General features: G+C 69.0%; 10 protein-coding genes and 2 pseudogenes. 6 read left to right on the top strand and 6 right to left on the bottom strand.

What is annotated here, in order from left to right; translation table 11 throughout:
* Nucleotides 1–461: 461 nt before the first annotated feature.
* Nucleotides 462–1730: an FAD-dependent monooxygenase gene (locus ACZ7RU_RS12990; RefSeq protein ID WP_470340969.1), complete on the top strand. Its 1269-nt coding sequence runs from the start codon at nt 462–464 to the stop codon at nt 1728–1730.
* Between the two features lie 388 nt (nt 1731–2118).
* Here ACZ7RU_RS12990 and ACZ7RU_RS12985 read toward each other — a convergent pair whose 3' ends face one another.
* Nucleotides 2119–2280 carry a hypothetical protein gene (locus ACZ7RU_RS12985; RefSeq protein ID WP_470341247.1) on the bottom strand — a complete coding sequence of 54 codons (162 nt, stop codon included), beginning with the start codon at nt 2278–2280 and terminating at the stop codon, nt 2119–2121.
* A gap of 86 nt (nt 2281–2366) precedes the next feature.
* Here ACZ7RU_RS12985 and ACZ7RU_RS12980 point away from each other — a divergent pair, with 86 nt between their 5' ends.
* Complete coding sequence (locus ACZ7RU_RS12980) at nt 2367–3530, top strand: recombinase family protein (protein WP_470341234.1); 1164 nt, start codon at nt 2367–2369, stop codon at nt 3528–3530.
* Between the two features lie 71 nt (nt 3531–3601).
* Here ACZ7RU_RS12980 and ACZ7RU_RS12975 read toward each other — a convergent pair whose 3' ends face one another.
* Entirely contained in the window at nt 3602–5368 is a 1767-nt protein-coding gene (locus ACZ7RU_RS12975) for an IS481 family transposase (RefSeq protein WP_470340968.1), read from the bottom strand.
* A 529-nt stretch (nt 5369–5897) separates the two neighbouring features.
* Between ACZ7RU_RS12975 and ACZ7RU_RS12970 the strand changes: the two genes are divergently transcribed.
* Nucleotides 5898–9473 carry a hypothetical protein gene (locus tag ACZ7RU_RS12970; RefSeq protein WP_470340967.1) on the top strand — a complete coding sequence of 1192 codons (3576 nt, stop codon included), beginning with the start codon at nt 5898–5900 and terminating at the stop codon, nt 9471–9473.
* A complete protein-coding gene (locus tag ACZ7RU_RS12965; RefSeq protein ID WP_470340966.1) occupies nt 9397–10164 on the top strand; it encodes a protein NO VEIN domain-containing protein in 768 nt (255 codons plus the stop codon). The genes ACZ7RU_RS12970 and ACZ7RU_RS12965 overlap by 77 nt, the downstream gene beginning before the upstream one ends.
* A 377-nt stretch (nt 10165–10541) precedes the next feature.
* Here the strand turns inward: ACZ7RU_RS12965 and ACZ7RU_RS12960 are convergent.
* Nucleotides 10542–10733, bottom strand: a pseudogene (locus ACZ7RU_RS12960) (hypothetical protein); the annotation flags it as partial.
* Between ACZ7RU_RS12960 and ACZ7RU_RS12955 the strand changes: the two are divergent.
* A pseudogene (locus ACZ7RU_RS12955) lies at nt 10701–11198 on the top strand (integrase core domain-containing protein); the annotation flags it as partial. The pseudogenes ACZ7RU_RS12960 and ACZ7RU_RS12955 overlap by 33 nt on opposite strands.
* Here the strand turns inward: ACZ7RU_RS12955 and ACZ7RU_RS12950 are convergent.
* The 3 genes from ACZ7RU_RS12950 to ACZ7RU_RS12940 form a co-directional block, all read right to left on the bottom strand.
* Nucleotides 11159–11488, bottom strand: a complete 330-nt coding sequence (locus ACZ7RU_RS12950; RefSeq protein WP_470340965.1) for a transposase — start codon at nt 11486–11488, stop codon at nt 11159–11161. The pseudogene ACZ7RU_RS12955 and the gene ACZ7RU_RS12950 sit on opposite strands and share 40 nt — an antisense overlap.
* Nucleotides 11489–11674: 186 nt before the next feature.
* Nucleotides 11675–12190 (bottom strand): hypothetical protein, encoded by a 516-nt coding sequence (locus ACZ7RU_RS12945; RefSeq protein ID WP_470340964.1) that lies wholly within the window; start codon nt 12188–12190, stop codon nt 11675–11677.
* Between the two features lie 44 nt (nt 12191–12234).
* On the bottom strand, nt 12235–19404 hold the full coding sequence (locus ACZ7RU_RS12940; RefSeq protein ID WP_470340963.1) for a polymorphic toxin type 24 domain-containing protein: 7170 nt from the start codon (nt 19402–19404) through the stop codon (nt 12235–12237).
* 663 nt (nt 19405–20067) lie between these two features.
* Here ACZ7RU_RS12940 and ACZ7RU_RS12935 point away from each other — a divergent pair.
* Nucleotides 20068–24123, top strand: a complete 4056-nt coding sequence (locus tag ACZ7RU_RS12935; protein ID WP_470340962.1) for a LamG-like jellyroll fold domain-containing protein — start codon at nt 20068–20070, stop codon at nt 24121–24123.
* The last annotated feature ends 72 nt before the right edge of the window (nt 24124–24195 follow it).

The raw sequence follows: 24195 nt of genomic DNA, 5'->3' as shown, positions 1-24195 counted from the left end.
CGGCCCGCGGTCCCCGGACCAGCTTCGGCAAACCGTGGGAGGTTCCGCCAGTCGGTCCGCGCCCGCCTCGGCCTCCGGCCCGCGCACCGCCCGACGCGTCCGCGGCCCGGTCACCCAGCCACCGCCCGGGGCGGTAGGAGCCCGCGGACGACCGTGAACGGACGGCAACCGCCGGCCCGGCCGGTACTCCATCCGAAGGAAGCTCGCGCGACCGCCACCGGTGCTCCGCGCCGACGCACGCGGTCGAGGGGGCAAGGTCTCGCACCTGGTCCAAGCGGAGTCAGGTCGACAGGGCGGTCCGTCGGTGGACGAGTATCTGACAGCATGTCACTGGCATGCGAGGAAGGGCTTCGGCGGCTGTTCCGCAGTAGCCGCAGCGACGAAGAAACGTTTCTCCGCCACGTGGGGCGGGCGTCCTGCGCCCGTGTCGACCGGAGCGGTGCGAGAAGGAGGAGGGATTGATGCGGGTCGGGGTCGTCGGGGGCGGGATTGCGGGGCTGAGCTGCGCGCTGAGCCTGCACGCGGCCGGGTTCCAGCCGTGGGTGTGCGAGGCGGCGCGGGCGATCGAGGCGGTGGGCGTGGGGATCAACCTGCTGCCGCATGCCGTCCGGGAGCTCGCCGAGCTCGGTCTGGCCGACGAACTGGCCACGATCGGCCTCGCGCCTCAGCGGCTGCGCTACTACGACCGGGCCGGCGCGCCCGTGTGGGACGAGCCGCTGGGTACGGCGGCCGGCTACCGGTGGCCGCAGTACTCCGTGCACCGCGGCCGCCTGCACACCCTGCTGCTGGCGGCGGTGCTCGAGCGGCTGGGCCCGGACGCCGTCCGTACCGGGCGGCGGCTGCGGCACTTCGAGACGGTGCCGGGCGGTGTACGGGCCCACTTCCTGGACCGGCCGAGCGGGGCGACGGTGGTGGAGGAGGCCGAGGTGCTGATCGGCGCCGACGGCATCGACTCCGCGGTCCGGGCCCGGCTCCACCCGCACGAGGGCGCCGCCCGTCGGCACGGCGTCCTGATGTGGCGCGGCATCGCGCCCCACCCGCGACTGCTCGACGGCCGCTCACTGGTGGTGGCGGGCGGCACGCCCGGCGCGAAATTCGTCGCCTACCCGATCGCCCCGGCCGCCGAGCCCGGCGAGGATCTGCTGAACTGGGTGCTGGAGGTACCCGACGAGTCGGCCGCAGAGGCGCCGGGGCCCTCCGGCCGCCCCAGCACCCCCACCGAGGTCCGCCCGGTCACGGCGGCCGAGGCCCGGGCCCGCCTGCGCGAGTGGCAGCTACCGTGGATCGACCTGCCGGCCCTGGTCAGGCGCACCTCCACCGTCGTCGCGTACGCGATGGTCGACCGCGACCCGCTGCCGTCCTGGAGCGCGGGACGGGTCACCCTGCTCGGGGACGCCGCCCACCCGATGCTCCCGATGGGCATGAACGGCGGCTCGCAGTCCGTTGTCGACGCCCGGGTCCTGGCCTGGTGCCTGGCCCGGGAGAGCGACCCGGTGGCCGCCCTGCGGCAGTACGACGATCTCCGTCGCCCGGTCCTGAACGCGCTGGTCCTGGCCAACCGTGCCCTCGGGCCGGAGGAGATCATCGCCCGCGCGGCCGAGCACGGTGGCCCGCTGCCCGCCGACCGAGCCGCCGCCGTCTCCGGACGATACAAGGAGCTGTCCCTGGCCACCGTCGCCGACGTCAACGACCGCCCCTCCTGGACCGTCCCGCGGCCCGACGTTCGCTGACACCGGCGGCGACCGCCCTCCGGCTGTTCGCCCCGCTGCCCGGGCGTAGCGAACCCCATCGGCATACATCGTTGTCGACATATGCGGCATAGCCGCCGGGACGGGTACGCCCAACTGCGGCGCGCCGCCCGCCGCGCCCCTGCAACGACGACGTAAGTGGCCGGGGAGGGTGTCGTGGTGGTGGGTCCGGCCCGCCAGCCCCTTCCAGCGCGTGTGGTCGGCGAGGGCGTGCTCGACGGGAATGCGCTGGGACGAGTGCTCGTGGCGGGCTCGCTCCCGGGCCTCGTGGCCGCCAGCTCGGTTGCAGGCAAGTGGCAGCCTCGGCCGATGCTCGGGACGGGCAGCGCGACGGCCTCGCGGCAGCCGGAGTGGGTCTCCCGACCTTCTCTCAGTGCTGCGGGAGTCGGGTGAGGTCGAAGACGGCTGTCACCGGTGCGTGGTCGGACCAGCGCTCGGCGTGGGTGGCGGCGCGTTCGACGTAGGCCTCGACGGCCTTGGCGGCGAGGGCGGGGGTGGCGACCTGGAGGTCGATCCTCCAGCGGAACGACACCTTTTCGAAAAAGGTCCACCCGTTCGAGTGCAGCCTGTTCGAGGCTGTCTGCTGGCCTGGGCGGTAGAGGACCTCCCGTGAGCATCATGACGGCTTCGGCGCCGGTTCGGGCAGTGGTGGGTTCGCGTGTCTCGGACACGCACGGGGACGAGGGCAAGGTCTCGCACCTGGTCCAGGCGGAGTCGGCGACGAGGCACGCGGTCTCGAAGGAGTGGGAGATCGTCGGGTCGTTCGAGGACCTGGACGTCTCCGCGGAGGTCACGCCGTGGAAGCGGCCGGACCTGGGTCCGTGGCTGACCGAGCGGCAGGGTGAGTGGGACGCGATGGTGTGGGCGAAGGTCGACCGGGCGTTCCGGTCGGCGAAGGACTGCGCAGACGTCGCGCACTGGGCGGAGGAGAACCACAAGGTCCTGGTCTTCACGGACGACGGCATCACCCTGGACTACCGCAAGGGTCAGGAACGGTCGTTCGGGAACGAGCTGGCCAAGGTCTTCCTGATGCTGGCGTCGATCTTCGCGGAGATGGAGCTCAAGCGGATCAAGGCCCGTGTCGCCGCGGCCCAGAAGCATCTGCGGAAGACCGACCGCTGGGCGGGTGGGCAGCCGCCGTACGGGTACCGGATCGTCGACCGCCCCGGCGGCGGCCGCACCTTGGAGCCGGACCCGGTCACCTCCGAGGCGGTCCGGTACATGGGCAGGCTGCTCCTGGAGGGGCAGAGTCAGTGGATGATCGCCACGGCTCTGGAGGCCGCTGGCTTCGACACGCCGTCGATGCACGCATACAAGCACCAGGGTGACACCTACACGAGCAAGCGCAAGACGCCGCCGTCGAACCATTGGAACCCCTCGAGCGTCGGGAAGATTCTGCGTTCGCCGGCGACGATGGGCTTGAAGCTGACCGGCCGCTCCGTGAAGGCGCGAAAGATCGCCCGCGACGCGAAGGGTCTGCCGATCCGGATGGCCAAGCCCCTGTTCACGGAGGGGGAGTGGGCTGTGATCCAGGCAGCGATGGACGAGCGATCGGTCACCAAGGAACGCTCGAACGGCGCGTCGCCCTGGCTGGGCGTGGCGCACTGCGACCGCTGCGGCGACCGGTTCTACCGGCAGCTGAACTTCGCGAAGAACGGGAAGGTGTACGAGTACTACCGGTGCGCGAAGACGGCCGGCAAGCCCGCCTGCAAGGGCCAGTCCGTCAAGGGCGAGCGCGTCACCGCCGCGATCGCCGCGCTGGTGGAACGCCTTGTGGTGTGAGGACTCAGGACTTTGTTGACAGCTTGGCCTCGGGACATCGTTGACGGTCTCAGCTGATGGGCGACAGTACGTCAGAGCTTTGGTGCGTGGATCTTGGCTCTGAAGCGGGTGACGGGGTGCTGGTTCTTGCGGGGGTGGACTACGAGGTCGGCGCCGTTGAGGGTGACTCGGAAGTAGGTGTCCTCGACGTGGACGGTGACGAGCTCGCCCGCGTAGGTGCGGCCGACGCGGAGCCGCTGGCGGGCGATCATGATGACGCCGGCGGCGGGGACCTTGCGCTCGACGCGTATCGCGCCAGCGGCGGGCGCGGGCAGTTCGCCGGAGGCGGCCTTGGCTCCGCGCAGTCCGGCGCGTTGTTCGGCGTCGATCGGGGCGGGCAGGGTCTTGGCCAGTACGCCGTCGTGGATCACGTGCATGAGCTGTCCGTCGAGTCGCAGGGTGACGCGATGGTTGGCCAGCTCGTAGCCGATCTTCACGCGTTCCTTGCCGAGCAGGGCTATGCCGTACTGGTTGACCTTTCGGTCCGCCTCGATGGCCGTGCCGGGGTCCACCTGGCCCTGCCAGACATCGGCAGCTGCTGGTGGCGGTCCGGCTTCGACCGCGCCGCGCATCGCAAGCTCCCGCAGGTCGTCCGGGCCCAGGCGTGAGGCTGCGGTCTTGGCGAGCTTGCCGTCGAGGCTGATGTGGATGGTGATCTCGTCGACCCAGACGTGGACCCGGCGTCCGGCGTGGTCCTTGCCGAAGCGGACCCGCTGGACCCGCGGCAAGACGCCGACGTGGCCGCTTGGAGTGACGACGGTCTCGAACTCCAGGGCCGGTGCGGACGTCGGCATCAATAGTGCGGACGGCCGCGGTTCGGCGACGAGCTCGGGCTCTGCATCGGGGCTCTGCACGGGGATGACGGTCGTGGGCTCGGGCGGAGGGTTGGGCCGGAACCGGCTGGCCGGGGTGGCCATGTCCAGCGCTTGGTGCGGGCGCGTGGTGTTGTAGGTGCGGACCCAGGCATCGACCGCGGCCTGGGCGGCGGGCAGGTCGGCGAACGGACCGGCGACGTCCAGCAACTCCCGCCGCAGGGTCTGGTGCCAACGCTCGATCTTCCCCGTGGTCGTCGGCGAGTAGGGCTTGATCAGCCTGGCGGTAATGCCGTTCTCCCGGCAGACGCGTTCGAACAGCACCTCGGCCGGGCGGGGCTTGGTGAACCGTCCGGTGAACTGCTTGCCGTTGTCGGTCAGCACCTCGGCCGGCACACCGTGGACCCGCATAGCCCGGACGAACGCGTCCGCCACGGCCCGCCCGGACGGCACCGCGAGGACCGTGGAGACGACGACGAACCGGGAGTGGTCGTCGATCCCGGTGAGCATCTTGCACTCGCGGCCGTCGGCCAGGTAGATCCCGCCGACCAGGTCCATCTGCCACAGGTGCATCGGCGTCTCGCGCTGCCAGCGCCGGTACTTGCGCCGGTGCTGCTGCTTCTGGTGCCGGATCAGGCCGCTGCAATCCAGCACCCGGTGCACGGTCGCCCGCGACGGCGCCGGGACCGTGCCGGTCCGCGCGATCTCGTAGGCGATCCGGCGCGCTCCCCACCGCGGGTTGGCTCGGCGCATCTCGCAGACGAGCGCCTCGGGGCTCGTGTGCGGCCGCCGGGACTTCTCCTTGAGCCCGTCCAGGCCGCCGGCCTCGTGCTTGGCCTTCCACGTATAGACCGTCTGGCGGGAGACCCCATAGCGCAGGGCCACCTCGCTGACCGACGAGCCGTCGAGCACCTCAAGAACTGCCCGGTACCGCTGCTCGACCAGCCAGCCCGGACCCTGCCCAGCAGCGTCGTCCCCCTCAGTCACAGCGCCCAATGATCAAGGAGGTTCCGCGACAGCGTCAAGGATGTCCCGGAACAACTGTCAATGAACTGCTGAGACTCTCGTGTCATCTATGTCTTGAGGCCACACACGACATGCCCCTCAAGGACGCGAAGGCCCGTGCCTCGGCCGCCCGACAGTTGCGCGAACTCACGGACGACAGCGCGCCGTTCGAGCTCTTCCTCGATCGGCTGGCCACGGTCGTGGTGACCCGTGCCGAGGCCGGCGCCGCCCCGAAGCGCGCCGTCTTCGGGCGGCGGGTGACCACGCTGTACAAGGCTCGAGGCCTCAGGATCGAGGAGGTGGCGCTGCGCCGCGGACGCCTGAAGCTGGTCCTGGTCCGCAGCAGGGTGCCGGAGGATCGCGTCCTCCCCGCCATCGCGGCCAGCGGCGATATGGGCAAGGCCTGGGATCGGTGGCGCGGCTCCGCCGAGGTGGTGGTGGCCGTTCCGGCGGGCGAGCCGCTGACGCGCGGCCGGCTCTACTCCTTCCTGCCGATGAGCGCCACGACCGAGTGCCCGGTCGACGGGTACGTCACGCGCCGTTCTTCGCCCACGTCAGCCGCCGCTCGCTCGCCGTCGAGACGCCCTGGAACCAGCTGCTGCTCGACGAGGTGGCCACGGCCTGCGCCCGGGCGGTCGTACTGGTCGACGAGGGGCGGGTGCGGCTGCCGGGCGAGGCCGTGATCGACCTGGTCCGCTGGAACGGCGCCGAACTGGAGCGGCTGCAGGAGGCGTTCCGGAGGCTGGACCGCAAGCTCAACGAGGTGGCTTTCATGCCGAGAGTCCATCCGGAGGGCTCCCGCGCCTCGTTCGACGATGGCTACCTCATGCGGCAGCCCGAGGGCATCGAGGTCTTCACCCCGCAGGCCGTCGGCGCGACCGGCAGGGCGGCGGTAATCGACCCGGCCCTGGACCCGCTGCGCGCCGAACGGCTGCGGACGATGGGCCGGCTGCTCCGCCTGCCCCTGGAGCCCCGGGCCGACCGACTCGCCGGGTGGGCGGAGGCGGTGGCCGAGGGACTGGCCGCAGCCACCGGCCCTGGCGATGTCGACCACGAGCGCTGGGCGGACTTCTACCACGATCTGGCGCTGTCGTTTCCCGACGCCGCCTTGCTGCGGGGTAAGCGGATCGTCCTCGACGCGGGCGGCCGGCTCGTCCCCGCCGGTGGCGAGCACGTCTTCTTCCCCGACACCGGCGATGTCCTGCTCAAGCCCGCCGCGCTGCCTACCCGCGTGCGCGAGCGCCTCTCCTTCGTCCATGACGCGATCCCGTGGTCGGGAGGCCGGGGCAGGGCCCGAAGCCGACGCGTGGCCGGTCGCCGGTGGCTCGAACAGCAGGGACTCGTGCAGACGTACACTCCGGCGGCGCTGCTGCCCGTCCTGACCTCGGTGATGCGGCAGGACGGGCAGGACGACGGGACCCGGCTGGAGTGCCTGCATCTGGCCTGCCGCTTGTGGAGCGCGCAGGGTCCGCGCGCGGGCCGCGTCGAAGGCCTGCTCGTGCCCACCCGGGGAGGTTGGTTGCCCTCCTCGGACGCGATGTTCGGTCCAGGCTGGGCGGGAGCGGCCTCGGCCGTCGACGACACGCTCGTCCGCTTCCTGGACCTGACCCGGACCCTGGACGGCTCCCTCCGGCAGGCCCACGAAGCACTCCTGCGGCCGGCCGCCGAGGTGTGCAAGGGCAGCGGCACCGATCCGGCCGTGCTCCATCGCTTCCTGGAACGCCACGAGGTGAGCCACGGCCTGCGCCCGACGTACCACCATGTCTGGGGGCCGGTGAAGGGGAGCCAGCTCAACCACCCGTGGTCCTTCGACGCCTACTGGTCGATCTGCCGTACCGTCCAGGCGCACCGGGACTGGGTGGCGACCGCTCAGAACTGGCGGAGCAGGCACGGGAGCCTCTACTCGACCGTCGCCTACCATCCCCAGAACCGTCAGCTGGCGAAGCTCCCGGGCCAGGACGCCTACGCCGAGTTCTCCGACGAGAGCCGTCGGCTCTACGCTGAGCTGATTGTCCACGGCCTGGACAGGTGGCGGGACAGCGCCCTGGAGGCCCGGTTCGTCCGAGGCCGCGACGGCTCCGGGACCCTCTGGCCGACCCCGCTCGCCGCCGTCCTCTGCCAGGCGCCGTGGATACCGCAGACCCTGGACCACCGGGGCCGGAGCACCTTCGCCCCGGTCTTGACCGCGTGGTGGTGGAGCGAGAGCGAGCAGCCGCCCGCCTACCTCTCGGTCGTGTCCGTGGGGCTGCGGCAGCGGGCGACCGGCAAGGCGCTGGAACGGCTCGACCTGCTCGGCGTGCGTCGCTGGTCCGACCCCCGCACCGCCCTCGACCGGCTCCGCCACCTGCCCCAACTGCTGCTGGAGGCACCTCAGTTGCGCTACGGGGTGCACGCCAACGCGATCCGCCGCGCCTACGAGCGGGCCTGGTCGGAACTGCTGCCGGCCCACCTGGGTCAGGACGGATTGCCGACCGGCGGCCGGTCCACCGACCTGGAAGCCCTCCTGGTCTCCCGGGCCGGCGCCCTGGAGGTCCTCCCCGCCGCCTCCGATGACGAGGTGGCCGAACCGGTCTACCTGCCGGGTCCGGGCAGCGGCCAGCAGCGCAAGCTGCTCGACCAGGTCCCCGTCCCCGTGCTGCCGTTGGACGACCGGGCCCTGGGCGGCCGGGTGCACGAGCACCTCGCGGACCACGACGGCTTCGAGCCTCGTCCGTGCAGCGAGGCGGTGGTCCAGGTGGTCGCGGATCAGCTGCCCGCGCCGCAGGAGCCGAGCACGCCCCTGCTGGAGTTCACCGGCCCGTGGCTGCGCGCCCTGGTGGCCGCGGTGGTGGAGTACGACGAGGACCGCGCCCTGCGTCCGGAGACCGTCACGGTCGCCCAGCTCCTCCGACGCCTGGGCTCCTGCTCCCTGGTGCTCGCCACCGAGGCCGTCACCCATGTCGCCGGACACGTGCTGGCTGCCACCGACCGTTCGGTGCTGCACGACGACCCCGAGCGCCCCTGCCTGGTCGTCGTCCAGGCACCGCCGCGGGCGGACTGGCCGGTCCTCCAGGCGGCTGCGCCGGGCATCGCGGAGCTGGTCGGCGCTCCCTATCTGGCCCGGGAGCTCGAACTCGCCTTGATGAGGCTGGGGCAACGGATGCAGGGCCGGGGAACCGCCGAGGTGACGGAGGCGGACCTGGCAGCAGCGCTCGACCTGCCGCTCCACCGGCTGGAGGCGGTGCTCTCCGACCGCGCTTCCGCCCGTTCGGGCAGTGCCCGGCGGGTGCCTGTCCTCGCCTGCGAGGACGTCGAGTTGGCGGAACAGCTGCAACAGCTTCAGGAGACCTTCAACGGTCGTGAGGAGCTGCGCAGCTGGCTGGTGGGGAAGCTCGGCGCCGACCGCGCCGAGCTGCTGCTCTCGCTCCCGGAGGACGACTGGCAGCGGCTACTGCTGCGGCTCGGCGTACCGCTGGAGCGGGCCAACCGCGCGTGGGAGGTTCTCGGGCTGGCCACGATCGACAACTCCGCCCTGCACACCCGCCAGTTCGAGGCATGGTTGCAGGGCAACCGCTCGCGGCTGGTGGACCGGGTGCGCGACGCGTTCGCGGCCTCCCACCGCGCCGGGCGGGAGCTGGGGAAGTACGTGCGGCTGCGCGAACTGCCGGAGTTCGGCCCCGACCCAGCGTGGCACCGGACGCTCTGGGAGCTCCCTGCCCAGCTGATGGCCGACCACGCGGACCGGTGGCTGGCCGAGCACCTGCCCCTGGCGGGCAATGGCCCGGGCGCGCTGCCGCCGGTGAGCGAGGTCCGGGGCATGTGCGTGGGCTTCGTGCACGCCCGGCTGCCGGAACTGCGCACCCTGATCGAGCGCTGGCTCATCCGGCAGGGGGGCGCCACGGAGTCCACCTGCCCCGGGGCCGCCCAGGTGGCCCGGGAAATGGAGGCGGAGGGGGCTCCTCGACTTCGCGCCCCTGACCCGCAAGGCCCTGATCGCCTGGCTGCACTTGCGCGGCCACTGGCCGGAGGGGATGCCGGCCACGACGAACCTCGGCGACCTCGGCCTGGAGGGCGGCGCGGCGGGCCGACAGCCGCCGGAGCCGCGTGACGGGAATGGAACGGCGCCGTCGGGGCGGTCCCAGGCGCCGACGCTGGAGTTCAACGGCGAGCACCTGCCCATGGGGAGTGACGACCTGCGCGAACTCGCGCGCCGAGTGGTGGCCGACCTGACCGAGACGCAGCTGGCGACGCCGGTCGACGTGGTGACCCCCGAGGCGCCCGGCCCCGCGGCAGCCATCCCGCGCCAGCGCGGATCCGGCGGCTCAGGGAACGGCACGGGCAGCGCGCGGGAGCCCGGTAGCGGTGAGAAGCCCGTCGCGGTCGGCCTCGCCGGCGAGGCCGCGGCCGGCGCCTGGCTGGAACGGCACTTCGGGGTGCCGCCCGAGGAGTCGTGGAAGTCGGAGATGCGCCGCCACGTCCTCGCCGACGGGCTGGGCGACGACAGCCTCGGCTACGACTTCCTGATCCGGGACGGCGAGCGCACGCTGCTCTTCGAGGTCAAGTCGTCCACCGGCGCGGACGGCGACATCCACCTCGGGGACACCGAGACGCGGGCTGCACGGGCGAGCCAGCTGGAGCCGGATGTTGAGTACCGGATCGTCTACGTCTCCCACGTCAACGACCACGAGCGCCGGAGGATCACCCCGCTGCCCAACCCATTCAGCGAGTCCGGCCTGGCTGGCTACCAGATCGTCAGCACCGCGATGCGTCTGCGCTTCGTCCTGCCGCAGGAGGAGTAACGGCTATGCGCGGGTGCCCGGTCCCGGCCGGGTGCTCTGGGCGTCCGGGGCGGCAGCGGACGGACGTGTTGTGGCGGCCGAGGGCCTGGCGGGTGCGGTCATGTATCAGGTTGTGGACCTGATGCATAGTGCCGGCCGCCTCCCACTCCGCGAGTAGTCGTAGACGTCTTGTAGGGCGGGAAGTCGTGTGGCAGGCACTTCGACGGGATACCGGTCCGGTTGAACAGAGGATCGCGTTCACGATCTCCCGCAGGTCATGGGGACGGGCCGCCTTGCCAGGGCTGGTGCGGCGAGCCCACCAGGCTACGAAGACCGGCCCGGTCACGCGCCCCAGACAAACCGCCTGCAATGTAGATCAGATGCCCTCAGCTTGATTTTTAAGCTGCCGCTGCGATTTTGGCGAGGTGGGCTTCGAGCGTGGGTTCGCGTTTGACGGTCTTCCCGACGTCATAGCGGGGTGCCGGCCTGCGGTTCCGCACGCCGGGTGGGCGGCCGGGGCCGAGGTGTGCCGGTTGTGGCACGGCTGCCGGGCAGGGCGCGTTCGCGCGGATGTTGCGGAACCCGCGTCGGCCCCCAAGACCCGCCGCCGGGCGAAGTACTACCAGTTCACCGCGATCGACGACTGCACCCGGCTGCGCGTCCTGCGGATCTACCCGCGGTGCGACCAGAAGACCGCCGTCCAGTTCCTGGACTATGTCCTGGAACGGCTGCCGTTCCGCGTCGAGGTGATCCAGACGGAGAACGGCGCGGAGTTCCAGTCCGCCTTCCACTGGCACGTGCTCGACAAGGGCATCGCCCACACCTACATCAAGCCGGCATCCCCGCACCTCAACGGCAAGGTCGAACGCTCACGCCGCATCGACGCCGAGGAGTTCTACCGCATGCTCGCCGGTGTCGTCGACGACGACACCGGCGTCCTGAACGACAAACTCCGAGAATGGGAGGACTACTACAACTTCCACCGCCCCCACGGGGCTCTCGGCGGCCAGACGCCCTACGAACGCCTCAAGCAGAAGACCGAGAGCCAGGTGTAACCAAGCTCCGGCAGATGCACACGAAGCAGGCCGGCCAGGGTGCGACGCAGCCGCGTCGGCTCAGGCCAGCCGCGGTCCAGCGCCTGGTACATCGCACCGTGCCCGCGCCGGTGTTCAAGGGCGAGCGACAACTCGACCAGCGTCTTCACCGGCCCGTCCGCGCACAGCACCGCGTCCGTCAGCTCGAAGAGCGCGTCGCCACGGGTGTACAGGCAGTCGTAGAACTCAACCTGAAAGCGGGACAACACGCCCAACGCCTCGCCTGCAGGCGGGTCGAGGGGGAGACTCATACGCAGCGGCCGTTCTCTCGTGCTTCGTGACTCGACATCTCGAAGCGTGGAGAACGGCCGCCTTCGCCCGGGTAGAAGCGCAGATCAGCAGGTCGAGTGACCGGCTAGTAAAACGCCAAGCTAATTGCATGGAGTCTTGATGTGACCCAGGGTTATCCTTGGCCAATTGGGCCAGTTATTTTATTTCTATTCGGTGCGAAGCGGGGGGCTGATGTCTGCCAAAATTTCGATTAGCTTACAAGCCCCCAGGGATACATTTTCATCGGAGTCCTGCGCCAAGTTCTCGCATACCCGCACCGCCTCGTCTAGATCGCTAGAAAATATTCCAAGAATATTGACGATCGCGGTGTAAAACCATTCGATTCGATCCGAGCTGGCAACTGCCAGTGCAGAGGCGACTATTGCTAGCCCAACGCTGTCCTTTCGTCGCAGCAGGGCTTCCGTGGTCTCCAGGCTAACGAAAGTGTCGCCAGTGTCGAGTATGAGATCCAAAAGTATCCCGACAGACTCATCCATCTCAGCGAAGTTGGCCAACCCGCGGCCCGCGTCCGCCCTGTCACGGTAGTCGTGGCTGCGCCCAAGCTCGCTGAGTGCCACGACAGAGGCGTGTCGAAGATTACTGTCCACCGCCTGCGCACCTCTTTCAAGATCTTCGTTATAGTCCTGTTGGATTTCTGCCCCATGGAAGCAGATTCGGGTCAACCGTACAGTGTGGATTCCGGGGTGGCAATTTCTTCTTTGCGCGCTTAGAATGCACACCCTTCAGGTGGCCCGCCGGCCGGACCAAGGCCAGGAAAGGCATCGGGGGTCTTGTTGACGTACACCTTGCCGTCGGGGGCGGTTCTGGTCACGTATGGCTGCCAGTGAGGGGTTTCGACGCCCTTGTGTGCAGAGCCGAAGAGATCGACTCGGTACCGCAGATTTCCATTCTGATCATATACTCCCCAGCCGGTGAGTGCGCCATCCCCATCTTGATACCTTTTGAACAGGATGCCATTTGCGGGCCCTCCGGTGGTCGGGAAGAATCCCTTCTGCCATTCGATCGCATTGTTCCAGGGATTGTCATCAGAATTGTGTACAAGTATCGGCGTGTTTCCTGCCAGCACATAGTACGTGTGGAGGTTCGCGATGGTGAGGTTGTAGGCCGGCCGCGGGCTGGTCTGGTAGTTGCGGACCTGGAGGATGGAAGCGGTCTTGCCGTCGGAGGTGCGGAGGAGATCGCCGATCTGCAGGTCGCTGGCGTTGGTCCAGCGTTGGCTGCTTTCGTTCCAGTAGGGATGTTTCTGGGTGGAGGTGATGGTGGAGGGCTTGGCTGGGTCGGAGGGATTGGAGGCGGTCAGGTCGGTGAACTCGCGGTCGTCCGAGCCGATGATGGTGTTGGTTACGAGCTCAGGAGTTGTGGTGCCGGTTTTCGGGTCTGTCGCGATGACTTCGTCGCCAGGTTGAATCTCGCTGATGGGCTTGGTGGTTCCGTCGGCGAGGAGGACTGGGGTGTCGGGTGTGAAGCTGTTCGGCGACTTCCTCCAAGGGCAGGCGCCTGGGATGCTCGGGTTCTCGGGCTCGTTTGTGGAGGGCTTCTTTTCGGGTAGTGCCTCCTTAGCTATGGTCTCTAGGCCTCGTTCGAGCATTTTGGCCTTGTTGTAGCCGACCAGATTGAGCCCTGTGTTGAGGCAGCCCATCGCCGAACCTTGATAGCAGGAGATCGCGTCGGAAATTCCGGTGAATTCGGCTACGAGTTGGGTGGCCTTGGTCCAGGCGGGGTTGCCCTTGGGCTTGTACGCGCTAAAGAAGGATTCGACAGGTGGTTGACGCTTGACGGGCTTGGCGTTGAAGTTGACTCTCTGGTGGATGACGACCACGTTCTTCGAGGCCATGGAGCCGTTGGGGACGACGTCGCGGGCCCAGTTCCAGCCGCCGTCGCCGTCGGGTGCCCAGAACTCCATGGTCCCGTCAGGCAGTTTGTTGCTGAAGCCGCCGGCTGAGCCGTCGGGGCGCAGTCCGTTCGGGTCGCTGAGGTTGATGGGGTTGTTGTTGCTGTAGGAGTAGGCGTTCCACTGTTGTGGGTTGGTTTGGTCGAGGATGGGGTCGGGGCTGATGAATCGGCCGGTGGTGGGTTGGTATTGGCGGGCTCCGAGGTTGGTGAGGTTGGTGGTGTCGTCCTTGGTTCCGCCGACGTAGCCCTTGGTGCCGAGCCAGGTTCCGGGTGGGGGCTGGTTGCCTCGGGGGTTGCCGAAGGGATCGCTGGTGCGGCGGGTGGTGGCGGTGGTTGCCAGGTCGATGCTGGTGGTGCCGGTGCCGTGGTGGTCGGTCGCCTGGACGACGAAGGTTCCGGGTGCGGTACCGGCCCCTTGGCGGACGATGGTGAGACCGTCGGGGATGGGGTAATAGCGGGTGCCGGTCTGGGCCTTGGTCGTGGTGTTGACGGTGAGTTCGTCGCCGCCGAGGGCGATGGTGGTGCTGTCGGGGTTGCGGCGGATGAGCTGGTTGCCGTCGGCGTCGTAGAGGTAGGTGGTGGTGGTGTTGGGGACCGTCCACTTCTGCCCGGCCGGGACGGTGCCTGCACAGGTGCCGAGGGCGAGGGCGGTGTTGTTGGTGATGACGTCGCCGGGGATGGCGAGGCACAGGTTGGTGGCGGGGTTGTGGATGGTGCCGTCGGGGCGGGTGCTCCAGGTCTGTGCGGCGGAGTTGTCGCAGGTCTGTAGCTGGACGGCTGATCCCGCGGTGGTGCCCATGGCCTGGACGCACTTGTCCAGAACGACGAGTTTGGCGTTGGCGACGGTGTAGAGCTGGCTGCTGCTGTTGTTGCAGGTGTTGATCTGCAGATTGGTGCCGTTGGCGTTGCTGCCGGCGGCGGTGGCGATGCACGTGCCGCCGTTTCCGGTGATCTGGGCGGGGGCGGTGTAGCTGGCGAGTCTGCCCTCGCTGTTCCAGGTCATTGCGGAGGTGCCGGTACTTGAGACTCCGGTGCGGATGGCGGTGGTGTTGCCGGCGGCGTCGTACTGAGCGGCGCCGGTGGCGGTCGTGGTGGTGCCGGTCTTGACGGTGGAGCCGAGCAGGGCGTGGGCGCCGCCGGTGCCGCCGCCGGTGTTGGCCGCGGTGGTCGGTGTGTTGATGGTGCCGGGGGCCGGGAACTGCTGGGTGGTGGTGACGTCCTTGGCGGGGTCGCCGTACTGGTCGTGCTGGATGAGGGAGGTGCGGTTGCCGGTGAGGTCGTAGGTGTATTCCTGCCAGTAGGGGTTGCCGCCGCCGACGGTGGTCTTGGCCGGTGCCACGGCGCCGCTGGTGGGTGTGGTGTTGGTGCAGGCGCCCTGGTCGAGGGTCTTGTGCTGGAGAGGGTCGGGGGTGGTGATGCCGCCGGAGTCGGTCCAGGCGGTGGTGAGGCGGCCGAGGTAGTCGTAGGTGAAGCACTGCCGGTCGGTCGCAGCGGGGGTGTTGTCGGGGATATCGGTGATCGAGGTGATTGAGCCGACGGGGTTATAGGTGTAATTGGTCTGCTGGACGGCTCCGAGGGTGGAGGTCTGCTTGTCGAGGAACTGGCCGCGGACGCGGCCGGTGGACTGGTCGTAGTCGGTGGTGGTGACGACCTGGGTGCCCCACGGGTTGACGGTCGAGCGCAGGGGTCGGCCGAAGGCGTCGTACTCGCTCTGCACGTCGTAGGTGGTGGCGCCGGCGTAGGAGAACATCTGGCCGTAGCTGTTGTTCGAGTACGCGATTTCTTCGTACGGTAGGCCGCCGGTGGCGGGCAGGGTGGTCTGCTTGGGGTTGCCGGTGATCTGGTCGTATGTGGTCGAGGTGGCGTAGGTGTAGGTGCCGGAGTCGAGTCCGGCTTCGGTTCCCGGGATGGTCAGGGTGGTGCCGGTGGGCCGGTAGCCGTTGTCGTAGCCGGTGACCGTGGTGGTGTAGGCCTGGCCGCTGCTGTTGCCGCCGACGTAGCGGGTGGAGGAGGCGGGCTTGCCCTTCATCACCGTGTCGAAGGTCCACCCGGCGAGCTGCGTGGCGGGTGTGGTCGTGCCTTGGTAGAGGCCGGTCTTCCGTCCGAGCAGGTCGTAGGTGTAGGTGAGGACCTGGCCCTTGGCATCGGTCGAGGTGGATACGCGGGACGCGTTGTCGTAGGTGCGGGTCGTCGTTCCGGTGTCCGGATCGTTGGCGTTGGTCTGGCGGCCGCGTAGGTCGTAGGTGTAGGTCCAGGTGTTGCCTGCGGCGTCGGTCATGCCGGCGATCTGGCCGGCCGGGGTATAGGTGCGGCGGGTGACAGCGGCGTCCGAGGCCTGGCCGGTGACGGTGGCGGTGCGGTACTGCCACGCTTCGGTGGTGCGGCCGCGGGCGTCGGTCAGGGTGGTGGTGGGCCAGGCGCCTTGCGGGGGAACGGTGTCGGTGCGGCCGGCGTCGGGGTAGGCGGTGGTGGTCTGGTTCTGCAGGACGCCCAGCGACCAGAACTCTGAGTTGACGGTCCGGCCGAGGCCGTCGAAGGTCAGGCGGGTCTGCGTCGGGATGGTGCTGTTCGGGGCGCTGACCAGTGTTGTCGAGGGGCCGGAGTCGTTGTTGTACCAGGCGGCGTTGGATGCCCAGGCCCGGCCCTGGGAGTCGTACTGGGTGTCGGTGATCAGCCGGCCGGTGTAGCCGGGGCCTGCCGGGGTGGACTGGGTCTGGCGGGTGCGGGTGAGGCCGTCGAACAGCGTGACCTGCCGCATGTAGACGGGGGTTGCGCCGTCGCGAGTGAGGGTGGAGGTGGTGGTGGTCGAGGGGACGCCGGTGGTGTTCGAGACGGTGTAGCTGAACGTCATGTTGGCGTTCGGGGTGAGTGCCGGGGTGCGGCCGGGGTACCAGACCGCGGTCAGACGGCCGAGACCGTCGTAGGTGTCGGTGGTCGTCTTGCCGTTGGCGTCCTTGACCGTCAGCGGCAGGGACCGTCGGCTGTCGAAGGTGGTGACCGAGTCCCAGGTGCCGCTCGCCGCACCTGGGATCGGGGCAGACACGGTGATGGTGGTGGGCAGTTCTCCGGCTGCGGGAGCCGTGTAGGACGTTGTGCTCGTGGTGCCGTTGGGGTGCTGGGCGTCGGTGCTGTTCGGGTCGGTGACGGAGACGGGTCGGCCGTAGGTGTCGAACGCGGTGGTGCTCACGGTGGTGAACACGGGTGCGCCGGTGCTGTCATAGCGGTCGAGGACCTGCTTGGACGTCGGGTCGGCCGTCGTGGCGGCCTGCTGGTAGGGCTTGCTGTCGTAGAAGCCCCGCTCCCTGGAGACGGTGTTGGTTGCCGTGGCCGGGGCGGTGCAGGCGTCAGTGCCCGAGACGGTCAGGGTTTCGGCGATCAGGTCGGTGCGCTGGAGGTCCGGGCCGGTGGCGTAGGAGGTGCGGGTGCACAGGTCCGGTAGGCCGTCTGCTTGATCGAGCGAGGTGATCGGCCGGTTGGCGTGGTTCTCGTCACCGGTGGTGGTCTGGGTCGTGGACCGCCAGGTGTCGTCGGCCTTGCGGATGCGGTTCGTGGTGTTGTTGATGGTGGCCGGGAAGCGGGCGACGAGGTCCGGGAGTCCGCTGCCGCGCGGCTGAGTCGCTGTGGTCCGCTCCCGGGTCGCACTGTGGACGACCTGTGCCATGGTCTTGCCGGTCGTCAGGTCGATCGTCTCGGTCTGCAGGACCTGCCCGGAGAGCCATTCGACGTCGGTGACGTTGCGGCCGAGGGCATCGGTGAGCGGGGGGACGGTCCGCTGGGTGCCGTTCTTGAGGATGTCGCCGGCCATGCCCGGCCGGTAGGTGGTGACGGCCCGGGTCTTGGGACCGTCGTTGCCGCTGCCGACCGTGGTGGTCACCGTTGAGAATCCGCGGAAGTCGTTCCAGGTACGGGCCTTGGGGTCGGTGAACTGGCTGTCGTCACGGTGCCAGGCCGCGGGGCCGTACTCGTAGCTGGTGGTCTTGGCGGGCGCGCCGGTGGCGAAGTCGTTCTCGGCGAGCGTGCGGACGGTGTAGTGGTTGAACCAATCGAGGATGGGGTCGGCGCCGGCGACGGAGCCCGGGACGACCCAGCGCACCGGGAAGCAGGCCCGGGTGTTGTCGTCCTCGGCGGTCGGCATCACGTGGTTGACCCGGGAGCAGTCGCGGTCGTTGTAATCGACGGTGAGGACACCGCCGGTCTCGTTGCGGATCTGCTGGATGCGCGGCCGGTTCATCCGCGGCGGTGCCGGGACTAGGTCCGATCCGTCGACCCGGTTCGCCAGCATGACCGCCGTGAACGACACCGCGGGCGTGCTGACGTTCGGCGTGGCGGTCTTCCCAGTGCGTTGCACGGAGTCGAGCCAAAGGACGCGCTGGCTGAGTGCGTCCTTCGGGTCGCTGGTGACGTCCATGGGGTCGAGGAAGGAGTGCTTCAGCTCGTAGGAGTCGACGTCCTGCCAGGCGTTGTTGACCCGGACCTGGGTGGTGATCGACGTCAGCCGCTTGGTGGAGAAGTACGTCGGACTCGGGATGATGCAGGTTCCGGTGTCCTTGCATTCCTGGTCCACCGGTACATCGGGCCAGTTGCTCTTGTTCGCGACGGTGCGGTTCGCCGGGTCGCAGGCGGAGCCGGTGGCGAGACAGCGCTCGGCGATGCCGAAGGCGACCCGGGCCGCGGGCTGTAGGCTTCCCTTCGCTGCGACCTGGTCGGCGAGGCGCTGGCCGTAGTCGATGCGCGCGAGCGTGTTCGCCCGGGTGTAGGACGTCAGCGTTCCGTTGCCGTTGTTCTGGCCGGCGCCCCGGGAGTAGGAATTCTTCTCCGGTGCCCAGGTGTAGGTGATCAGGTTCCCGTGGGCGTCCACGACGTAGTCGAGGGACAGGCGCTGCCACATCTGGCACCACGAGGCCTTGCCCTTGGCGGCGTCGTAGCACGGGTCGCCACTGTTGGGGGCGTAGACCGGAACGGTGGAGGCGGACTGGGTGGCGGGGTCGCTCCTGTCGCCTCCGGGCAGGTGGTTGAGGCCGAAGTAGTACACCGTGCCGGAGGTGTCGGTGACCTTGGCGTAGGCGCCGTTGTAGGTGCCGTTGCCGCCGGCCGGGTCCGCGCCGAACTCGATCCGGGTGCCGTCGTCGTTCTTCAGGTGCCACACACCGGTGGCCTCATCGGACGTGGTCGCTGTGTTCGACTCGCGCACCAGCGGTCCGGCATGTGAGCCCATGGACAGCGTGGCGTTGAATCCGCCCCAGCACAGGTCACCGGATTTGGTGATGCCGTCCTTGTCGCACGGGGTGTAACTGCGCTCGATGAAGCCGGGGTTGAAGTCCCAGCCGTCACCGATCCAGGACGCCTGGGCGTTGGTGGCCGAGGTCTTCCCGTCCACCGAGGACGAGTTGTACCCGAAGGAGACCAGCGGTGCAGCGTTGCCGAGCGCCGGCGGTGTCTGGATGTCGTAGCTGTAGGTGAGGGCGCCGGAGGAACCCCCCGCTGCCCAGCCGGACGAACTCGACAGATTCGTAGCCTGATAAGTTCCCCCGCCGCCGGAAGAGCCCGTCTCCGCACTGAGGAGAACGGCCCCGGTCTCAGCGGTCGAGGTCGATGTGCTGGAGAACGTGGCCTTGACCGCTCCGCCGGCCGCCTGAGGGGGCTGCGTGCCGGTGTGGTCAGCAGGGAGTTCCAGGTCGGCGACCAGGCGCTTCGATGCGGCGTCATAGGCGGTGGCAACGGGGGTGCGGACCAGGCAGGACGGCACCTGCGGGGTGGTCAGAGCGCAGGTCGGCATGGTGACCAGGCGGCCGCGGGAGGCGAATTCACCGACTGTCCCGCTCGCCGAATCCAGTGCCGCGACATCGACGGCGACCTTCACGGCCGCCTTCTGCGTGCCGTCGCCTGCCGTGGACGATGCATTGGCCGCTGATGGGGCGGCGCTCAGGGAGAGCAGGAGGCCGTTCACCTGAGCGGAGTCCGCGGACTTCGTGTCAGCCTGCATGACCGTTACCGCGCTTGGGGTGGAGCCCTGTTCGGATGGGCTGACCCAGACCGGGAGCGTCCCGGCCCGCGAGGACGTGGCCGTCAGGTCCGTTGTCGCACTCTTCTGCTCGACGGGGGTTCGGGCGGGCGCGGTGTTCGCGGCCGCAGGGACGGGGTAGTGCGGCGCGGTTTCGGACGGTTTCGGTGCCGCCGCCGCGTTGACCGACGGGGTGCGCGGCAGCGGCGTGTTGGGTGGCGACCACACCCGGGAGAAGTCGGGCCCGGCCGCTATGGCCGGGGAGACGACAGGTCCCAGCAGCGATGAGGTCAGGGCCAGCACCACGGCGCAGGCTATGCGCCTGCTCACCGGTGGTGACCCGTTTCTTCTACGAATTTGCATCGACGATTCCGTTTTTCTGACGACAAGTTAACTAGAGCCCCGCTAAGGGATGGTGGATTCTATGGGAAGAGATGAAAGTTGATCTCTTCGTATCGAGAACGCGACGATGTGACATGCGTCACGGCACGCAGGGTGGGGGTGTCTATGCCAGTCAATGCGGATATTCCGGAAAGAAAATCGTTGACGACCGGACCGATTCCCTGAGACCGTCCGCCTGACCTCTGCGCGTCCGGCGTCGAGGGTTCACACCGGAAAGAGCCAATGGGTGTTCCAGGTAGGAAAATGACTGACAGTCGACTGCTGCTCGGAAGGACCGCCAGGCGGCGGCCAGCTCGACTCCGCTTCTCGTCACTGGCGGCGCTGCTGGCGCTCGCGGTGACGCTGCCAGGCCTCGCGTCGCTCCCCGCCGCAGCCGAACCGGCGACCGATCCATGGCAGGCCGCGCAGGACGCCGTCACCGCAGGAGACGCCAGGCACGCGGGGGAGTTGCTGGAGCCCCGGCCAGCCGAGCTGGCGCTCGCCGAGGCGAAGAAGACCGGCAAGGACGTCCCGATACCGTCACTGACGGACGAGTTCAGCACCACGGTCGCCACACCCTCCGGCAAGCTCCGCCAGGAACGGCACCTGGACGCCCAGCGTGTGAAGCGCGCCGACGGAGCGTGGACGGCGCTGGACGACACACTGCTCAAAAGCCCCGACGGCACCCTCGCTCCGGCGGCAGCGAGTGACAACCTCGTCATCTCGGGCGGTGGCAGCAGCACGCTGGCGACCATGACGACCAAGGACGGCAAGCAATTCGCCGTCGGCTCGCCGTTCCCGGGGCCTCTGCCGATCCCGACCGTGAGCGGCAACAGCGCCCTGTACGCATCGGTGGCACCGGACACCGACCTGAAGGTGACCGCGACCCGGTTCGGCGGCTACAGCACTGTACTGATCCTCCACACGCCCGCCGCCGCCTCGAACCCGGCGGTACGCTCGCTCACCTTCCCCACCATCACCAAGGGCGTGGAACTGTCCACGAACGAGGACGGGAGCCTGAAGGCGGTCAGTGAGGGCAAGGAGGTCTTCACCGCCCCGAAACCGCAGATGTGGTCGGCCGCGGCACCGGTGTCCGGGGGCACCGCGCCGACGCAGACCTCCACAGCAGTGAAGGCGTCGTTCGCCACCCAGTCCTCGGCGACGGCGCCCAGCCCGTCAAGCTCGCTGGCTGAGGGCGGCGGCTCCGGCCAGGCCACCGGGCAGGCAACGAACACACCGAGTACGACGGACGGCCCCGGAGCCGGGGCCACGGTCGCCGACATCCCCGTGGCAACCGGAACGGGCGCGAACGGCAGCAAGAGCATCGTCCTGTCACCCAGCCCGGAACTCCTGGACGGCCCGAACACCAACTACCCGATCTACGTCGACCCGACGTGGTCGAACGACGCACGCGGCAAGAGCCACCACGCCTGGGTCCAATCCGCATACCCGGGGACCGGGAACTACGACCGCACAGGTTCTGCCGACCGCGACCACCCCGGCGTCGGCTATCAGGGCTGGGAAACCACCAAGGGCATCGAACGGTCGCTGTACGAGTTCAACCTGAACGGCTACCTGCCCGACACCGCCATCAACTACGCCAACCTTCGCATCTGGCAACACGTGTCCGCCGACCACTCCTGCACCACTCCGTACCCGGTGAGCGCTTACCGGGCCGGAGCCTTCGACAGCAGCATCTCCTGGGGCACCCACCACATCTTCGAATTCCTCGAAGGCAAGGACGTCCCCGGCAACGGAGGCGACAACGCCTGCATGGCCGGTGTCCCCATCGACTTCAACGTCACCAGCGCGATGCGCAACGCCCTCTCCGACACCGGCACACCCCTGGCGTTCGCCCTCATCGGCCGGGAGGGGACCGGCGACAAAATGGCGTTCAAACGCCTCGCCTACGACGCCGTCCTGTCCACCGAGTACGACCATGTGCCGCTCCAGCCGGGCGACCCCCGCGCACTGCCGGCCCCGCGCAGCGTCACCCGAGGCGAGAGCGACGCCTGCGGCGACGGGACGCTCTCCTCGTTCCGCTGGGTGACCGACACCACGGTCAACCTGACCTCGGTCGTCAGCAGCCACAACCAGGGCCAGCTCACCGAGTACGTCAGGATCTGGGACGACACCGTGACCGGATCGCCCATCGTCAGCAACGGCTGGTCCGACTTCGTCCCCAACGGCAACCGCGCCTCCTACACCGTCCCCCGCTTCACCCTGCAGGACGGTCACATCTACGGCTGGGCCGCCCAGGGCGACGACGGCATCCTTCGCGGACCGGAGACGGCCACATGCCACTTCGCCGTCGACACCACCCCGCCGGTCGCGGCGTTCGGTACCTTCATCGACCCGAACACCCAGTTCCCGCCGTCCGGCAACGGCCAGACCACCAACCTGCGCCTCGGCCAGCAAGGCTCGATCCCCTTCACGGCCTACGACCCCAACCCTTCAGGCAAGCTGGCCTCGGGCGTCGTCTGCGTCCGCTACGGCTACGACCCACAGCTCGCCAACTACACGCAGAACTGCTCCGCGGCAGGCAGCACCCTGAACGTCACCGAGATCAAGACCAAGCCGACCCACTGGGGCACCAACATCCTGTACGCCCAGGTCTTCGACGACGCCGCGAACGCCTCACAGACCATGTCGTACTCCTTCTACGTCCCCTGGGCCCCCGGCCCGGTCGCCTTCGGCGACACCACCGGCGACGCCAACCCCGACATCCTCGTCCCCGACAGCGCCGGCAACCTGATCACCCACGGGCGCGCCACCGACCCGGGCAACACCGACGTCCCCCCGACCGGCACCGCCGCCCCCGCCAACCAGGCACCCGAAGTCAGCTCCGGCCGGACCTGGAAGGACTTCAAGGTCACCCACCGCGGCTCCCGTGACCCGGGGAAGAACACCGACGACCTGTTCGTCCACAGCGACGGCGGCGACCAGCTCTACTACTACGCCAACAAGGAATCCGACCCGGGCCACTTCACCCTGGGCACCGCAGCAACCCTCGACCGCCCCAACTGCTCCGGGGGAGACACCACCTGCCCGGGCTACCACCAGGACGCGCAGTGGAGCTACACCAGCCAGATCACCCCGATCGGCTCCGCCAAGGACACCCGCACCCCCAACCGTGAGGTCAAGGACGCCACCGGCTTCCTCGCCGTGGAGGCCGGCAACCTCTGGTACTACCCGGTCAAGCCCAACCACACCTTGCGCGCGCCGAACCTCGTCGCCACTGGCGGCTGGGACACCCTCGACCTGATGGTCCCGGGCAACACCCTCGCCGTCGACCCGGCCGGCACCACGCCGGTCACGCCGGCCCTGTGGGCACGCGCCCGTACCACCACGGGTGCCCGGACCGCCGGTGACATCCTTCAATACACCCTCCCCACCGAGACCCGCACCGACGGCCTCGGCGAATACACCACCGTCACCGCCGCCACCCCGGCGAGCACCCACCGCATCGGCACCGACGTCACAACCGGGGCCTTCCCGACCGTCGGCGCCGACGGCGACGTCACCGGCGACGGCGTCCCGGACCTGTGGGCCCTGGACAGCTCCGGCAAGCTCCATGCCTGGCCCGGCTCCCTCACCGGCAAGACCGTCACAGGCTTCGGCACCGACCACTACCGCGGTAACACCCAGGCCCCGGCCGCACAGTGGAAGCTCCAGGGCGACACGACCGCCCTCAGCGTCGACCCGGCCGTCACCTACAACGCGACCGCCACCGACCTCGCCTTCGCGGTGGACACCGTCGACGGCCGCGGCACCAAGGCCGCGGTCTTCAACGGCTCTACCTCGACCATGACCACCGACAAGCCGGTCATCGACACCCGCAAGAGCTTCACCATCAGCACCTGGGCGAAGTCCAACGGCAACGGCCAGATCGTCGCCAGCCAGAACACCGCCCATGCCAGCAGCTTCCTCCTCTGGAGCGAAGGCACCGGAGGCGCCTGGCGCTTTGGCCTCGCACGAGCTGACGACAACACCTGGCCCTACGAGTTCACCAGCATCAGCAACACCTCCGCCCTGGTCCAGAATGGCGCCTGGACCCGCCTGACCGCCAGCTACAACGCCGACACCGGCCACATGAACCTCTACGTCAACGGCATCCTCGCCGGCACCGGCTACCACAACGCGGCCACCAGCCCCGCCCCCAGCGGCGGCCTCGTCCTCGGCCGCTACCAGTACCAGGGCCAGCCGACCGGATACTTCAACGGCAACGTCACCAACCTCGCCGTCTACACCAGCCCCGTCAACCCGCGCAGCGCGGCCATGGCCATCCGCCATGCCGCTAGGGCCTGTGTGAGGTTGTGATCAGTCTTCGGGTTCTGCCTTCGTCCGAGGGTGAAACCCGGTACGACTGTGTCTGTGACGCGTAGGCAACTC

This window comes from Kitasatospora sp. NPDC114501 (assembly GCF_055633695.1).
The sequence above is the reverse complement of the archived record's forward strand: the minus strand, read 5'-3'. Positions and strand labels throughout refer to the sequence as shown.

What these genes read in the sequence shown, in the direction of transcription:
- ACZ7RU_RS12935 (WP_470340962.1), top strand. Translation starts at nt 20,068, where the DNA reads ATGACTGACAGTCGACTGCTGCTCGGAAGGACCGCCAGGCGGCGGCCA.
- ACZ7RU_RS12965 (WP_470340966.1), top strand. Translation starts at nt 9,397, where the DNA reads ATGCCGGCCACGACGAACCTCGGCGACCTCGGCCTGGAGGGCGGCGCG.
- ACZ7RU_RS12950 (WP_470340965.1), bottom strand. Translation starts at nt 11,488, where the DNA reads ATGAGTCTCCCCCTCGACCCGCCTGCAGGCGAGGCGTTGGGCGTGTTG.
- ACZ7RU_RS12990 (WP_470340969.1), top strand. Translation starts at nt 462, where the DNA reads ATGCGGGTCGGGGTCGTCGGGGGCGGGATTGCGGGGCTGAGCTGCGCG.
- ACZ7RU_RS12980 (WP_470341234.1), top strand. Translation starts at nt 2,367, where the DNA reads ATGACGGCTTCGGCGCCGGTTCGGGCAGTGGTGGGTTCGCGTGTCTCG.
- ACZ7RU_RS12940 (WP_470340963.1), bottom strand. Translation starts at nt 19,404, where the DNA reads ATGCAGGCTGACACGAAGTCCGCGGACTCCGCTCAGGTGAACGGCCTC.